This window comes from Tritonibacter scottomollicae (genome assembly GCF_032924845.1).
GTDB classification, from domain to species: domain Bacteria; phylum Pseudomonadota; class Alphaproteobacteria; order Rhodobacterales; family Rhodobacteraceae; genus Epibacterium; species Epibacterium scottomollicae.
In genome coordinates this window covers 132,659-148,303 of record NZ_CP136702.1, presented here as the reverse complement: position 1 = coordinate 148,303, position 15,645 = coordinate 132,659, and the positions used below count along the sequence as shown (strand labels likewise).

Below are 15,645 nucleotides of genomic sequence, written 5' to 3'. Positions count from 1 at the left end.
GGCTAACCGTGAGTGCGTGTTTAGCCGGGGGTATTGACGTATGTGGTGATGCCGACCGTCTTCATGTATTGAGCTGCCGGGCCGGACATGCGTTCAGAGTGACCTATAAAAAGGTAGCCTCCTGGGGTGAGTGTGCGCTGGAAAGCTTGCCAGACTTTCTGTTGCGTTTGGTTGTCGAAGTAGATTGCGACATTCCGGCAGAATATTGCGTCGAACTTCCCCTTAAAGGGAAACGGCTGAATTAGGTTTAGAACGCCATAAGTCACTAGCTTTCGCAAATGCTGCGGAACCCGGCCGGTTTCTGGTTTGTTTCCCGGTTCCAGTTGCATCTTATACTGCTGCGGGATGCCTTCGAAATCCTCGAGCGGATATTGAGCTTCTTCTGCACTGCGCACCACAACAGGGTCGATATCGGTTCCGAGGATCTTGATATCGTATCGATCCGCATCCGGGCAGAGGTCGTGCAGGATTGCAGCAATCGTGTAGGGCTCCTGTCCGATCGAGCATCCCGCCGACCAAATTCGAACTCGTCCGCCTTTCTTCGCGCGCTCAATCAGAGGCGGAAGTACATCTTGGCGCAACGTCTCGAAATGATGCGGCTCACGGAAAAACTGAGTCACATTGGTGGTCAGAAGAGACAACAGCTCGCTACGTTCGTGGTCTGCATTTTGACCGTCTAAGCGCTTTAGATACTCCTTGAAGTCAGTTATGTTCTGCTTCCGAAGCTTGCGTGATAAGCGTGACGACACCAGTGGCTTTTTGCTTGGCGACATCGCCAAGCCAAAGTGTTTATACGCGAACTGAGCGACGGCCTCGAAGTCCTGATCTGACAGGACGATACCACCACCGTCAAAGGACTCTACTGGACCAGCGATACTCACGACAAACCTTGCTCCGGTGCAGAGATAACGGCGTCAAGATTGATGATACGCACCATGGTTTCATCATGGGAAATGATCCCTTGAATATACTCCATGGTATAGCGGCTCTCGACCTGAGGGGTTTCCTGGATCTCTTCAGGATTAATCGAAATAATTTCCGAAACCGACTCCGCTAGTAGCCCGACTGGCTTACCGTGAACCGCGACAACGATCACGACATTGCGTTCGCTTGCTTCGGTCTGCTGTAGGCCGAAACGGGCCGCAAGATCATAGATGGGGATCACTGCGCCGCGTAGGTTCATAACGCCAAGGACGTCCATCGGTGCGTGCGGCAGTATTGTGACCGGAGCCCACCGACGGATCTCTCGGATCTGGGTGATTTGCAGGCAGAAGGCCTGCCCTGCGACCGTGAAGCTGACAAACTCACTCTGTTGAGCGTGCTTGATCTCCTGATCGCCAATTTGTACTTCAGCTTGCGATTGCATTGCTCATTCTCCGCTCTGAATCAAAGGTGGCCGAGGAAGGGGAGGCCGCGATGATGCTTTCCGAATTCAAAATCATGGCGATTTTGCCATCTCCGAGGATTGTGGCAGCCGCAACGCCGGGGACATTGCCGCAGACGCCGTCGAGGCTCTTGATCACGACCTGCCTTTGGTCGTGAATATCGTCGACGGCCAGGGCACTGCGTTGGCCTGTTTCCGTCTCAACCAGAAGATACACTCCGGGCGGCTTGTCACCCTCGGGCTTTCGCAGGCCCAAGGCACCTGCGACATCGCAGATGGGAACAAAGTTACCGCGAATGGATAGCAGCGTCCCATCAGCGCCCAAGCTGTTGATCATATCATCGCTGCCACGCATGGTCTCGATAATCGAAGTGATCGGTACCACCATTGTTTGATCCGCAACGGAGACAACCATGCCGTCCATCACCGCCAGCGTCAGAGGCAGGATAATGGTGAATGTCGACCCCTTTCCGGGGGACGAGGAGATGTTAATTCTACCGCCCAGAGCGGTGACCGCGTTTTTGACAACGTCCATGCCAACACCACGTCCGGAGAGATTTGAGATCTCTTTGGCTGTGGAAAAGCCTGGCAAGAATAGAAGGTTGTCAATTTCGGCATCTGTAAGATCGGCATTCTCAGGGATGAGCCCTTTGTCGATGGCAATCTGCTTGACACGCGGCCGGTTCACACCAGCGCCGTCATCCTTAATCTCGATGCAGACGCTGCCAGAGCGATGTGACGCGGAAAGGCGTATTTCGCCCGCACGACTCTTTCCCGCGGCTTCGCGATCTGCCGGTTTCTCGACGCCATGATCCACCGCGTTGCGCAAGATATGGGTCAACGGATCTGACAAGCGTTCGATGACAGTTTTGTCGACCTCGGTATTCTCACCCTCGGTGACCAGCTTCGCTGTTTTCTCTGTCGCAGCCGAAGCTTCGCGGACGATCCGTGCCATGCGCTGAAACAGCGGCTTGACCGGTTGCGCACGAATGGACATGACGCCTTCTTGAATATCTCGAGCCAGATTCTTGAAGCCCTCGAGTTCGGTTTCCACATCCCGAAGGTCAGCCACATCCAGATTGGCAATCTGTTGTGCCAGCATGGAGTGGTTGATGATAAGTTCGCCAACCGCATTGATCAGCCGGTCCACCCGCTCCAGTTCAACACGCAAGGTCGGCTTTGGTCCGCGTTGTTCTGACTTGTTGCTCTCTGGCTTAACGGCTTCGACTTTTGTCGCTTCTGGTGTCGCCATGGGAGTTGCCTCTGCAGGTGCCGGCTCTTCAAAAGGGTCGGACGGCTCGGGTTCGGCACTTTCCCCGGGCACGCCAAATGCGGCGTTGAGTGCAGCCAGGGCAGCGGCTTCATCTTCAGAATCTTTGTCAGACACGATCGAAAGCTCGCATAGGCCCTCGACAAATTCGAAGACGGATTCTACCGCCGACTTCGGCTCTTTCGTCGTCAGTGTCAGGTCCCATGCAAGATAGCTGTCATCCATCGCCATGGCGTCGAAACCCGGAAGTTCGGTTTCGTCAAGCGTGACCTTCAGCGTGCCCAGCTCGGAAAGCGTCTGGAAAAGGAAGAACGGCTCGTTCCCGGTCCCGAACATCTCTTTGAGAGGCTGGAAGCGGATCTGATAGGTTTTCTCTTCTTCGAGATCCAAAGGCAGAGGAACCGCAGGTCCACCAAGGCCCATAGGCTCAAAGGTCAACTCTTCTTCTTCTTCGCCGAGGTACTCTTCAAGACCGGCAACCAGAACGTCATTATGCTCTTCATCGACACTGCCGCCATCGCGGGCGACACTGACCAAGTCAGCGAGATGGTCGCTGCATCGCAGGAGAAGCTGGATAAGTTTGACGTCCAGTTGGACTTTGTTTGACCGCACCTCATCAAAGACTGTTTCGAACTTGTGTGCAAACGCCACCAATTCGTCCAGGCCAAATGCTCCGCCACCACCCTTGATAGAGTGAACTGCGCGGAATACTGCATTGACCACCTCGGGATCGTGATCGCCTCCTTCGATAGCGGTCAGACCCTCATCCATCGCTTCGAGAAGCTCTTCGCACTCCTCGAAGAATGTGTCTTGAATCGACCCCGACATTTTACGCGGCCGCCCCGGTTACACGTTTCAGCGCAAAAATCAGCGACTGATCGTCAAAGGGCTTGGTGATCCACCCGGTTGCACCGGCATCACGAGCGCGTGCCTTCATTTCGGGCGCGCTTTCGGTGGTCAAAACCAGGATCGGAACCTTGGAGTTGATCCCATCACCGCGTAGCTCCTCGATGACACCAAATCCATCAAGATTGGGCATGTTGATGTCGGTGATGACGACATCTGGTGCGACATTGTCATACATGTCGACACCTTCACGTCCGTCAACGGCGCAATGGTACTCGAAACCTGCTTCTTCAAGCGTCGCTGCCAGAAGGTTGCGAATGGTTCGGGAGTCGTCGATTGCCAAAACTTTGGTTTTCATACTGTTTCCTCGTCTTCAAATCGATTGGGTTCCAGGCCCAGAAGGGTAAGGGACTTTCTGCACCCTTCGTTGATATTAGTGACCGAGAAACCCAGGCCCTCGGAGCGCCATTGTTGTTCTGCCCCCAGAAGCAGCTGCAGGCAGCGCGATGGGATCACGCCGACATTGCTGCAATCCACTTCAACGGCCTTATCACGAGACGCGTTGAAAAATGCGATCAATGGGTCTAGATCCGCGAAGGCATTGGGCAAGTCCAATGTATGCTTTTGCGTTTCGGTGGACATTTTCGCGATTCGCACCCCCGTTTGCGGCGACAAATTTCAGTTCGATGAGAGTAGTGTTAGCCGCAGGGCCTTAACATTTGATTTCCGCCAAACTGCAGAAACTCGGAACTGCTCAGACAATTTGTCAGCACCCCAAGATAACTGCCGCAACGACCCACCCGTGCAATGCGTATCAGGTGTCAGCCATTCAGGCTGCGAGGGGCATCAGAGCCAGTTGATAAGATATAGTCAGATAGAATTTGCCCGCGTAAGGCGCAAATTAACCCCTACTGATGGAGTTATAACTGGAAGTACCATGCGCACCCTCTCGTGCGCGAATCTCCGGAGCATTACATGAACGCGTCTCAGCGATTGAGGATTCGGACACGACTCACGGTTCCCTCGGGTGAACCACGCTGTCGGAATTCGCATTCTTTGGGCGAGCAGAGCAGCCGCGCAATTGTCGCGCAGGACGCTCATTATAAGCAGGACTGCGCAAAGTCGGGAAAGCACACTCTGACAGACAGTAATTTGAGTCGGTTTTCAGCGGCTTATGACGCTCCGCTCGCAATGAAACAGCGTAGTTTCACACCCGCTGCTGAGACGTGTCCCACCCTATCGCGCACAGATGCCACCTACCCCCAGTGCGAAGGTGGCAAAGGACGTCCCGCTCTGACGCCTCATGATGGGCGCCGCGGTAGGTTCGGTCTTCGGGTGGTGAGTGATTGAACGCTTAGGCCCGAGGGCGCGCGCATGTGATATGGCGGCGCCTTGGATGAGCTTTGGCACGAATACAAAATGAACTGACGAGGCCGATGTTGTCTTGTTGAATAGGAACTCCCGGATCGTCGGGGTAAACAAGTGGGTAAGCCATTGTCTTCCTTAAGCGTCTTGATTGTAACGACTGATAGAAACTTTGCTCGGACTCTGCAGAAGCAGATGGAGGCGGCTTACCCAGGCATGCAGGTCTTGTTGGCCAACAATTTGATGATGGCCTACAACCAAGCAGAAGCGGGTCAGCCCAGTTTTGCATTTGTAGAAGACGGGTTCACGAAATTGCCCGAGTTCGAAATGATGCTCGCCCTGTTCTCCGCACTCGATGTGCGCTGGGTGTCCGTGATGGATAGCACGAATTCGACACCCGCGCGGCGCTCCTCGCCATTGTTGAACGTCGGAGCGGGCATTTTCGAGCTGACAAAATCCGACACACCGCGCCAGTTCATCCAGTACTTTGACATGATGATCAAAGCACCGCGTCGCAACGCGCCCCCCGCCGCGACCGGAAAGACTGTAGCGTCTCGGGAGAACTTTAAGAAAATCATCCTCATCGGATCGTCAACCGGGGGTGTTGAAGCGTTGCGCAATGTCCTCGTCGGATTTCCGATACAGTGCCCGCCAACCTTGATTGTGCAACACACGGGCAAGAGCTTTGGGTCGGGACTGGTTTCGTTGCTGGACCGAATCTGCCCGGCGAAGGTCGTTGCAGCGGACGACAATATCACTTTGCAAACGGGGCATGTCTACATCGCGGCCGGCCAACCTCGCCACATGGGGGTGACACCACGCAAGCCGTATCGCCTTCGGATGAAGGAAGGGCCAAACATTTCAGGCCATACGCCATCCGTTGACGCATTATTTTCGTCTGCAATTCCGTTTGCACAGGATGTTGTTGCCGCAATCTTAACCGGTATGGGGCAAGATGGGGCCAAGGGCATGTTGGAATTGCGCAAATCTGGCGCGACAACCTTTGCCCAAGATGAAAAAACCGCCGTCGTCTACGGCATGCCCAGGGTGGCTTGGGAAACCGGAGCCGCCCAAAAACAAGTACCTCTGGCCCAAATGGCCGGTGCACTCTTGCAAGCCTGCAAGACCTGAGCCTAGAGATCTGGAAGGAAGCCGCTTTGTCGACTGTTTTTCAAAATACGAGTACGGTCACCGTGCTACAAGGTGACTACAAGGTGACAACGGATCCCAAAGTCGCTTTTTCAACTGTGCTAGGGTCCTGCATCGCAGCCTGCATTTATGATGAAAAAGTCGGGGTCGGCGGGATGAATCACTTCTTGCTCGCGTCGTCCTCGGGTGGTGGTGTCAGCGCCCGCTACGGCGTTCACGCGATGGAGCTGTTGATCAACGGCATCATGAAAAAAGGCGCGCAGCGCTCTAACCTGAAAGCCAAGGTTTTTGGTGGTGCAAAGATGTCCGCCAACCTGTCTGATATCGGTGCGAACAACGCTGATTTTGTGCAGCGCTTCCTTCGTGATGAAGGTATTCCAGTGATCTCATCTTCGGTTGGCGGTACATCTGCTCGACGAGTCAGGTTTCACGCTTGTTCGGGTGCTGCGCAACAGACACATGTGGCAGATGATCGTCGCCTCGGCGAGGAGGAGCGCGCGGCAGTGGCCCGGACGCAAGCCGCTCCCGTCCGCAAGCCTGCAGCGGCGGATAACGTTACTTTGTTCTGAGCTTGCCTACGCGCAACGATCACGGAGGGTCCGAAGCATGTTAGATGCATCGGACCCTCGCTTACATTCAGTCCTTTCTCGAGAGTCAGCCTGCGTCCTGAGCTATTCCCGAATTGTTGGACAGGATCCGGCGCAACTTAAGCTACTCTTTGCACCTGCTGACCGGGGTTTGTTGTTTCATTTCGCTGCCAATAGACCACGGCGTGTGTTTTTCCGCCAAGGGCAGAATGCAGACGCCTGAGATTGTAGAACTCGATCCAGTTTATGGCGCCAGCCTTGACCTCCGATCCCGCTTCCCCGGCGCGCAGATAGGCGCGTCCGGTTTTCGAGCTCCGCCACAATCGTTCGACTAAGATGTTGTCGAGAAACCGCCCCTTTCCATCCATCGACATACGAACGCCGGGTCGTCGCAACCGGTCATTCGAGACAAGAGAAGTGAACTGGCTGCCCTGATCCGCGTTCATTATCTCAGGCGGGCCAAGCTTGTGGGTCGTTTGGTCAGCGCATCGACCCAGAACTCGGCTTCCAGCGTGACCGATATCCGCACACCAGACATGGTTGGGCAGATCCACGCGCAGGCGACGCAAAAGTTAAGGGTAAATCTCGTGGTTTTTCGTGGCCTTGCTGGGTTTGGGCTTCTAGTAGAATTGCGATCAGTCGCATCAACAATTGGCCCGAATTTCCGGGGCCGCCTTTCTGGGTGACCTTTCGAGAACAGGACCCTCAAAACAGACCGGTTGCCTGCCGTTGCCCCCGAAGCGACTGATGCCATTATCCGTAATCTTGACAAGGGCCTGCCGGAAGTCAGCATCACCCATCCCTCCAAGACAACACTAGCTTGCGGTGGGACTGCGCAAACCGGTCGGGCCATATGGCCGCCCTAATCCTGCTCGCAGCCAGTATATTTTCTGGAACACAGAAAATCCTCCACAAGCTGCAAACAGTCGCCATCTCGCGGAATAAGACGCTTCACACAACCTGCTAGCGCGTATGTAACCACTTGTATGGGTTCACATTTTCCTCGCCGATGAATATCGATGACTGTTAGCCATAAAATCAATAGGCGGTCTGTGCAACATCACCCGGTCAATGCCTCCTTCAAGGCGTAGTATGAGGTTTTGGGGGTGCGGACCAGGGTGTCGAAGTCCACATGCACCATGCCAAAGCGCTTCTCGTACCCCAGCGCCCATTCGTAATTGTCCATGAGTGACCACAGGAAATAGCCCTGCACCGGAACGCCGTCGGCGATCGCGCGGCGGACGCGAGCCAAATGGGCATCGACATAGGCAATGCGCTCGGGGTCAGACACACGGCCCGCTGTGATCACATCCGGGTTGGCCATGCCGTTCTCGGTCACGATCAAGGGCAAATCGCCCGTGTAGTCTGCGGCTGTCCGGCTCAGGAACTGGTAGAGCCCGTCCGGATAGATCTCCCAACCCATCTGTGTTTTGGGCAGCGGACCATCTAGCTCCGCGTAGTGCGGCCAGGGACCGTCATCGGCGCCAATCACCTTGCGGGTGTAGTAATTCAGACCGCACCAGTCGACTGGCTGTGTTATCGTTTTGAAATCTTCCTGCCAGCCCTTGGGCAAATGAGGCTCCAGACCCTTCAGGGCCGGTTCGGGGTATGCGCCCTTGAACACGCCACCAAGGAAGAAACGGTTGTAAATGGCGTCGTAGGTCTCGGCAGCGGCCTGCGCGGCGGCGCTGTCGTCCACCGGAGTGGCCCATTCAAAGTTGAATACCGCGCCAAGGTTATCCATGCCGAGGCCGCGCATCACCTCGATGGCACGGCCATGGGCCAACAGAACATGGTGCATGGCGCGGGCGGTGGCGCGGATGTCGCGCAGGCCGGGCGCGTGGTGGCCGAGGAAATGCGACAGCCAGCCGACGCACCAAGGCTCATTGATTGGCGCCACCGAATACATCCGGTCGCCGATCCGCCCCATGATGACCTCGGTGAATTCGGCAAACCAGTTGCCGATGTCGCGGTTGCGCCAACCGCCGAGATCCGCGAGCGGCTGCGGCAGCTCCCAGTGATAGAGCGTCGCGCAAGGTTTCAGCCCGCGCTCCAGCATCGCATCTGTCAGGCGGTCGTAGAAATCGAGCCCCTCGGGGTTGGGCGTGCCAGTGCCCTCGGGCAGGACACGTGCCCAGCTGGTCGAAAAGCGGTAGCAATCCAGCCCCGCTGCGGCGGCCAGATCCAGATCTGCCTCGAAGTGATGATAGTGATCGCAGGCGATCTCACCGTTCTCGGCGCGCACCACATTGCCCGGCGTGGCGGCAAAACTGTCCCAATGGGTCGGCCCGGCATCCCCAAAACCATGACCTTCGATCTGATAGGAGGAGGTGGCGCTGCCGAAGAGGAAGTTCGCCGGGAAGTCTTTGCGGGTGAAGGTGAAATGGTCCATATCGCTAGATCCTGTTGGGAGCGGGGCCGGTGGAACGGCCGACAGTCAGCTCTGCTTCGAGCAGTTCGGTGAGCGGCGGCGCGCCCGGGTTTTCGATCTGAGAGATCAGCAGCTTGGCCAGACGGCTGCCTGCGTGGCGCACGGAAGAGCGCGTGGCGGTGAAGACCGGCACATCGGCGCCGTTGCGCAGGTAGGACAGATCATCGTCATGAGTGATGACGGAGATGTCGCGCCCCATTGTCAGGCCGGCCTCCTCGATCGCGCGGCGCACCCCGAAGGCAGCGATGATCGAGGACACCAGATAGGCGGTGGGCGGCTGCTCCAGCAGTTGCGTGCGCCGCACGGTATCGTAGCCGTAGACCTCCGTCATCTCGCCCGCGAACAGCAGCGCCGGGTCGGGGGCGATGTCGCGGGCCTGCAGGGCGGCCTCGTACCCACGTCGGCGGCGAAAGGCGAAATCCATGCTCTCCTGACCGTTCACCAGGCAGATGCGGCGATGGCCAAGGTCAAGCAGGAAATCGGTTGCTCGCTGAAAGGCGCTGGTGTTGTTGACGTCGAGCCAGCTGTAGGGGCCCGCGATATCGGTGGCACGCCCGTGTACCGCAAATGGCAGACCGATCTGTTGCAGCAGGGTGATGCGGGCATCCTGCATCTTGGGCGCGTGCAGCACGATACCGTCTACATTCCGCTTTGCCGCCATGTCATGATAAGCGCGGGACTGGTCCTCATCCGCCACCAACGACAGCACCATGTCATAGCCGGCCGTGCTGTAGCTTTCCCCGGCCCCGGCGATGAAATCACCAAAGATCGGATTCATCATCTCGTGCTGGGTCGACAGCGGGATCACATGGCCAATCGCCATGGCGCGCCCGGTGGCCAGCGCCTTGGCCCGCGTATTGGGGCGATAGTTGTGCTGATCGGCGACCTGCATCACACGCTGGCGCGTCGCCTCGCTGACCTCGGGGTAGCCGTTCAGCGCCCGGCTCACGGTGGTCTGGGACAGGCCCAGAAGCGTGGACAGCTGCTTGAGGTTCATCTGCAAATCTCCAAAGCGCTTTAAATTATCGTGCGGCTGGTTTCAGAACGGCCAGAGTGCCCCTCTTTATCGCCGAGGAGAAGAAGAAAATTCAACCCTATATATTTGGCGCTAACATAGACTCATTGACAGATCGCTTCGAATCTAGAAGTTTGGAGAAAGTCAAAGCGCTTTGGTTATTTGGTTGAAGGCATCCTGCAAATCGGGATTGATGGCCCAGACCAGAACCACGGCGATGAGTGTCGAAATCTTGGGAGGAGATGACATGAAACGGACATTGATGACGGCCGCGGGCGTCATGGCGCTGATGGCGGGAACGTCCAGCGCGCAGGAGCTGATTTTTCCGGTCGGCGAAGGTGACTTCAATTGGGCGAGCTACGCCGAACTGGAAAAAATCGACCTCGACGGCGAACAGGTGACCGTGTTTGGCCCTTGGCTGGGTCCGGATCAGGCGCTGGTTGAAAACGTTCTGGCCTATTTCGGCGCCGCAACCGGTGCTGATGTGCGCTATGCTGGCTCTGACAGTTTCGAGCAGCAGATCGTGGTCGATGCCGAGGCCGGCTCCGCCCCCAATGTCGCAGTTTTCCCACAGCCGGGTCTGGTCTCTGACATGGCCGGGCGCGGCTTCATCGCGCCATTGGGCGAAGACACGGCAACCTGGGTCACGGACAACTACGCCGCAGGTCAGTCCTGGGTCGATCTGGGCACCTACTCCGGTCCCGATGGCAACGATGATCTGTATGGTTTGTTCTACAAGGTCGACGTGAAATCGCTGGTCTGGTTCAACCCGGAGAACTTCGAGGATTTCGGCTATGAGATCCCCTCCTCGATGGAGGAGCTGAAGACGCTCACCGATCAGATGGTCGAGGATGGCAACACGCCATGGTGCATCGGCCTGGGATCCGGCGGCGCAACCGGCTGGCCGGCGACCGATTGGGTCGAGGACATGATGCTGCGCACGCAGGAGCCGTCGGTCTATGACCAGTGGGTCGCCAACGAGATCGCGTTCGACGATCCGCGTGTGGTCGAGGCGATCGAGGAATTTGGCTACTTCGCCCGCAACGAGGACTATGTCTCCGGCGGCGCCGGAGCCGTGGCCTCCACCGATTTCCGCGACAGCCCCAAGGGTCTGTTCGCCAGCCCGCCGCAGTGCATGATGCACCGTCAGGCCTCTTTCATTCCGGCGTTCTTCCCCGAAGGCACCGAAATGGGTCTGGACGCGGATTTCTTCTACTTCCCTGCCTATGAGGGCAAAGAGCTGGGCAACCCGGTTCTGGGTGCGGGCACCATCTGGTCGATCACCAACGACAGCGATGGCGCGCGGGCACTTATGGAGTTCCTGAAATCCCCCATCGCGCATGAGGTCTGGATGGCCCAGCAGGGGTTCCTGACACCCCACAAGGGCGTGAACACCGAACTCTACGCCACCGACACGCTGAAGAAGATGGGCGAGATCCTTCTGAACGCCGACACTTTCCGCTTTGACGCCTCCGACCTGATGCCGGGTGGCGTGGGCGCAGGGGCCTTCTGGACCGGCATGGTCGACTATGCCGGTGGCGCTGCCGCGTCGGACGTGGCTGCAGAGATCCAATCCTCCTGGGACGCGCTGAAGTAACCTGTCGCCTCCACCGCAGGGCCGCCCCGCGCGGCCCTGCCCCCCTTTGCCGCTAAGCGGTGCTGCACAGGCTGCACGTCACCTTCCGGCATTCAACTCTTTTTCAGGAGCCAGTCATGCATCCAGCCATTCAGGGGCTGCTGACCATTGCCTTTGGCGTCGGGGGCTGTGTCGGCTATTTCTATCTCTCCAACGTGATCCTCGACAAGCTGATCTTTCCCGCCCGCGGCCCGCACATCGCCCGCAACATCCGCCGTGCCAATATGGTGCGTCCCTGGCTCTTTCTGCTGCCGGCGCTGTTGGCGCTGGGGCTGTATCTTGCCTATCCGGTGGTGGAGACCATGCGCCTGTCGCTGACCGAGCGTCTGCCCGGTGGTGGCTCGGAATTCGTCGGACTGGACAACTACAGCCAGATGCTGAGCGAGGCCAAATTCTGGGAAGCCTTGCAGAACAACTTCCTCTGGCTTCTTGTGGTGCCTGCGGTCTCGACCGCCTTTGGCCTGCTGGCGGCCCAGCTGACGGACCGGCTGGCCTGGGGCAATATCGCCAAATCGCTGATCTTCATGCCGATGGCGATTTCTTTTGTCGGCGCCGCGGTGATCTGGAAACTGGTCTATGACGCCCGTCCGCCGGGCACCGAGCAGATCGGCATCCTGAACGCGATCTATGTCTGGCTGGGCGGCGTGGAGCCGCAGCAATGGCTGACCATCCCGTTCTGGAACAACTTCTTTCTGATGATGGTGCTGGTGTGGATCCAAACCGGCTTTGCCATGGTAATCTTGTCCGCCGCCCTGCGTGGCATTCCGGAAGAAACCATCGAGGCCGCCATCGTGGACGGTGCCGGGCCGTTTCAGATCTTCTTCAAGATCAAGGTGCCGCAGATCATGGGCACCATCGTGGTGGTCTGGACCACCATCACCATCGTGGTGCTGAAGATCTTCGACATCGTGTTCGCCCTGACCAACGGCCAGTGGGAGACGCAGGTTCTGGCCAATTACATGTACGACAAGCTGTTCCGCGCCAATGACTGGGGCGTCGGCTCCGCCTCGGCAATGATCATCATGCTGCTGGTGATGCCGATCCTGGTCTGGAACGTCTACAACGCACGCCGCGAAATGCGCTGAGGGAGGGCTGAGCCATGAATGCCATAGCTGGACAGAAGCCTGGGCTGATCTGGGCGCTTCGTATCTCGGTCATCGTGCTGGTGGGGCTGTGGCTCTTCCCGACAGTTGGCCTGTTTATCTCCTCCTTCCGCACCGGCGACCAGATCGCCACCTCGGGCTGGTGGAAGGCGCTGTTCCCGACCGAACAAAACCTCACCCTGCGCACCGCCGCCCCGGAGACGCAGGTGCCGCAGGGGGACCTCTGGGTGATCGAGGGCAACCTGTTTGAAGGTGAGAGCGACGCTGAAATTTCCGCCTGGGGCACCAACGCCCGTGACATCTCTGCCTACGGGCCCGGTGACATGGCCGAGCTGCGCGGCGGCGAGCGACTGACGGTCGAGGCCGACGGCAGCTACCGGATGGAAGCGACAGAAGAGATGGGCGGACGCCGTGGCCCGCGTGTCTTTGTCACCGCCGTGGTACCACCGGAGTTCACGCTGCAGAACTACGAGACCATCCTGATCTCGGGCGGTGCCACCGACAATATGGCACGCGCCTTTTTCAACACGCTGACTGTGACGATCCCGGCGACCATCATCCCCATTCTGGTGGCCGCCTTTGCCGCCTATGCGCTGGCATGGATGGAGTTCCCGGGCCGCGCCTTGCTGATCGCAGCCATCGTCGGCCTGCTGGTGGTGCCGCTGCAGCTGGCGCTGATCCCCTTGTTGAAGTTCCACAACGAGATCGGCATCGGCAAGGGCTACCTTGGCGTCTGGATGGCGCATACCGGGTTCGGCCTGCCGCTGGCGATATACCTGCTCCGGAACTACATGGTGGGCATCCCACGCGACATCATCGAGAACGCCCGCGTCGATGGCGCCACCGATTTCCAGATCTTCACCCGTATCATCCTGCCGCTGTCGTTCCCGGCACTGGCCTCTTTCGCGATCTTCCAGTTCCTGTGGACCTGGAACGATCTCCTCGTGGCCATGGTGTTCCTGATCGACGCGACGGGCGAGACCACGGTGATGACCAAGCAGATCGTCGAGCTTCTGGGCACCCGCGGCGGCAACTGGGAGATCCTCGCGACCTCCGCCTTTGTCTCCATCGCAGTGCCGCTCGCCGTGTTCTTTGCCATGCAGAAGTATCTCGTACGCGGACTTCTGGCCGGGTCGGTCAAGTGACCCCTTGTGCCCCTTCCTACAACTTTCGATGACGGACCTCACGACATGAACGCTCAGACCTCCATCAATCCTGCTTCCGTGCTGGCCGCCGATCCCGACTGGTGGCGCGGCGCGGTGATCTACCAGATCTATCCGCGCAGCTATCAGGACAGCAACGGTGACGGCATCGGCGATCTGCCGGGCATCACCTCGCGGCTGGATCACATCGCCTCGCTTGGGGTGGATGCGATCTGGATTTCGCCCTTCTTCACCTCGCCGATGAAGGACTACGGCTACGACGTCAGCGACTACTGCGACGTCGATCCGATGTTCGGCACGCTGGGGGATTTCGACGCACTGGTGGCACGGGCGCATGACCTCGGCCTCAGGGTGATGATCGACATGGTGCTGTCGCACAGCTCCGACCAGCACCCCTGGTTTGTCGAAAGCCGCGCCAGCCGCGACAACCCCAAGGCGGATTGGTACGTCTGGGCCGACCCGCAGCCCGATGGCACGCCGCCGAACAACTGGCTGTCGATCTTTGGCGGCCCTGCCTGGCACTGGGACGCGCGACGCGAACAATATTACCTGCACAACTTCCTCGTCTCGCAGCCGGACCTGAACTTCCACTGCGACGCGGTGCAGGACGCGCTGCTGGACGCCACGCGATTTTGGCTGGAACGCGGCGTGGATGGCTTCCGTCTGGATACCATCAACTTCTACATCCACGACAAGGAGCTGCGCTCGAACCCGGCGCTGCCCAAGGATCAGCGCAATTCCAATATCGCCCCCTCGGTGAACCCCTATAACCATCAGGAACACCTCTATTCCAAGAACCAGCCGGAAAACCTCGAATTCCTGGCCCGGTTCCGGGCGCTGCTGGATGAATACCCGGCAAAGACCGCCGTGGGCGAGGTGGGCGACGCGCAGCGCGGGTTGGAGATCCTGGGCGAGTACACCGCCGGCAACACCGGCGTGCACATGTGCTACGCGTTTGAATTCCTTGCCAAGGATCCGCTGAACGCGGCACGGGTGGCAGAGGTGTTTGACAAGGTCGACGACGTGGCAGCCGATGGCTGGGCCTGCTGGGCGTTTTCCAACCATGATGTCGTGCGTCATGTCAGCCGCTGGAATCTGTCGGACGCGGCGCTGCGGCTGTACACGACCATGATGATGTGCCTGCGCGGGTCGGTCTGCATCTATCAGGGCGAGGAATTGGGCCTGCCCGAGGCCGATATCGCCTTTGAGGACCTGCAGGACCCCTATGGCATCGAGTTCTGGCCCGAGTTCAAGGGCCGCGACGGCTGCCGCACGCCGATGGTCTGGGACAAGGGCAACACCTATGGCGGCTTCACGGAGGCACGCCCCTGGCTGCCGGTCAGTCTGGAACATGCCGAACTGGCGGTGAGCGCTCAGGAAGCCAATCCAGACGCGCTGGTCCACCACTATCGCCGCGCCATTGCCCTGCGCCGCGCCCATGCCGCCCTGTCGCGGGGCAGCCATGACCGGGTGCAGGCGACCGGCAATGTGGTGCAGTTCACCCGCGCGGCGGAGGGCGAGGAGATCTTCTGCGCCTTCAACCTCGGTGACACACCGGCGGAAATCACCCTGCCCGCGGGCGCGTGGGAACAGTTGGGCGGTGACCTCGGCAGCGCGGATGTGGCGGCCACGGTCGGCACGCTGACACTGGCCGCCTGGCAACCCTGCCTCGCACGGCGCGCATAAAACACTCTGG

Annotated in this window: 14 protein-coding genes; 6 read left to right on the top strand and 8 right to left on the bottom strand. The window is 58.6% G+C overall.

Going from position 1 to position 15,645, the window contains the following annotated elements; genetic code table 11:
- Positions 1 to 20: 20 nt before the first annotated feature.
- Genes R1T40_RS00600 through R1T40_RS00580 form a run of 5 tightly spaced genes read right to left on the bottom strand, consistent with a single transcriptional unit; the run spans position 21 to position 4,142 of the window.
- Complete coding sequence (locus R1T40_RS00600) at positions 21 to 881, bottom strand: CheR family methyltransferase (protein WP_317384027.1); 861 nt, start codon at positions 879 to 881, stop codon at positions 21 to 23.
- A complete protein-coding gene (locus R1T40_RS00595) occupies positions 878 to 1,366 on the bottom strand; it encodes a chemotaxis protein CheW (RefSeq protein ID WP_106164729.1) in 489 nt (162 codons plus the stop codon). The genes R1T40_RS00600 and R1T40_RS00595 overlap by 4 nt, the downstream gene beginning before the upstream one ends.
- On the bottom strand, positions 1,350 to 3,482 hold the full coding sequence (locus R1T40_RS00590; RefSeq protein ID WP_317384026.1) for a chemotaxis protein CheA: 2,133 nt from the start codon (positions 3,480 to 3,482) through the stop codon (positions 1,350 to 1,352). Before R1T40_RS00590 ends, R1T40_RS00595 begins: the two co-directional genes overlap by 17 nt.
- Before the next feature lies 1 nt (position 3,483).
- The gene (locus tag R1T40_RS00585) at positions 3,484 to 3,858 is read right to left on the bottom strand and encodes a response regulator (RefSeq protein WP_106164727.1); all 375 of its coding nucleotides are present in this window, start codon (positions 3,856 to 3,858) and stop codon (positions 3,484 to 3,486) included.
- On the bottom strand, positions 3,855 to 4,142 hold the full coding sequence (locus R1T40_RS00580) for an STAS domain-containing protein (protein WP_106164726.1): 288 nt from the start codon (positions 4,140 to 4,142) through the stop codon (positions 3,855 to 3,857). The genes R1T40_RS00585 and R1T40_RS00580 overlap by 4 nt, the downstream gene beginning before the upstream one ends.
- A gap of 918 nt (positions 4,143 to 5,060) precedes the next feature.
- On the opposite strand from R1T40_RS00580, the gene R1T40_RS00575 reads away from it, so the two are divergent.
- Together R1T40_RS00575 and R1T40_RS00570 are read left to right on the top strand one after the other, a co-directional pair.
- Positions 5,061 to 5,996, top strand: coding sequence for a CheB methylesterase domain-containing protein (locus tag R1T40_RS00575; protein WP_106164725.1), 936 nt, complete (start codon positions 5,061 to 5,063; stop codon positions 5,994 to 5,996).
- A gap of 26 nt (positions 5,997 to 6,022) precedes the next feature.
- Complete coding sequence (locus R1T40_RS00570) at positions 6,023 to 6,583, top strand: chemotaxis protein CheD (RefSeq protein WP_106164724.1); 561 nt, start codon at positions 6,023 to 6,025, stop codon at positions 6,581 to 6,583.
- 137 nt (positions 6,584 to 6,720) lie between these two features.
- On the opposite strand, the gene R1T40_RS00565 is transcribed toward R1T40_RS00570, so the two are convergent.
- From R1T40_RS00565 to R1T40_RS00555, 3 genes are all read right to left on the bottom strand, one after another.
- Positions 6,721 to 7,047 (bottom strand): integrase core domain-containing protein, encoded by a 327-nt coding sequence (locus R1T40_RS00565; protein ID WP_317384025.1) that lies wholly within the window; start codon positions 7,045 to 7,047, stop codon positions 6,721 to 6,723.
- A gap of 614 nt (positions 7,048 to 7,661) precedes the next feature.
- Positions 7,662 to 8,993, bottom strand: coding sequence for a GH1 family beta-glucosidase (locus tag R1T40_RS00560; RefSeq protein WP_317384024.1), 1,332 nt, complete (start codon positions 8,991 to 8,993; stop codon positions 7,662 to 7,664).
- 4 nt (positions 8,994 to 8,997) lie between these two features.
- A complete protein-coding gene (locus tag R1T40_RS00555; protein WP_106164721.1) occupies positions 8,998 to 10,029 on the bottom strand; it encodes a substrate-binding domain-containing protein in 1,032 nt (343 codons plus the stop codon).
- A gap of 265 nt (positions 10,030 to 10,294) precedes the next feature.
- Here R1T40_RS00555 and R1T40_RS00550 point away from each other — a divergent pair, with 265 nt between their 5' ends.
- The 4 genes from R1T40_RS00550 to bglA all read left to right on the top strand — a co-directional run bounded on the left by R1T40_RS00550 (position 10,295) and on the right by bglA (position 15,635).
- Positions 10,295 to 11,644 carry an ABC transporter substrate-binding protein gene (locus tag R1T40_RS00550; protein ID WP_317384023.1) on the top strand — a complete coding sequence of 450 codons (1,350 nt, stop codon included), beginning with the start codon at positions 10,295 to 10,297 and terminating at the stop codon, positions 11,642 to 11,644.
- Between the two features lie 116 nt (positions 11,645 to 11,760).
- A complete protein-coding gene (locus R1T40_RS00545; RefSeq protein ID WP_317384022.1) occupies positions 11,761 to 12,768 on the top strand; it encodes a carbohydrate ABC transporter permease in 1,008 nt (335 codons plus the stop codon).
- A 14-nt stretch (positions 12,769 to 12,782) separates the two neighbouring features.
- Positions 12,783 to 13,931, top strand: coding sequence for a carbohydrate ABC transporter permease (locus R1T40_RS00540; protein ID WP_317384021.1), 1,149 nt, complete (start codon positions 12,783 to 12,785; stop codon positions 13,929 to 13,931).
- Positions 13,932 to 13,976: 45 nt separating this feature from the next.
- On the top strand, positions 13,977 to 15,635 hold the full coding sequence (gene bglA / locus R1T40_RS00535; protein ID WP_317384020.1) for a beta-galactosidase BglA: 1,659 nt from the start codon (positions 13,977 to 13,979) through the stop codon (positions 15,633 to 15,635).
- Positions 15,636 to 15,645: the final 10 nt, after the last annotated feature.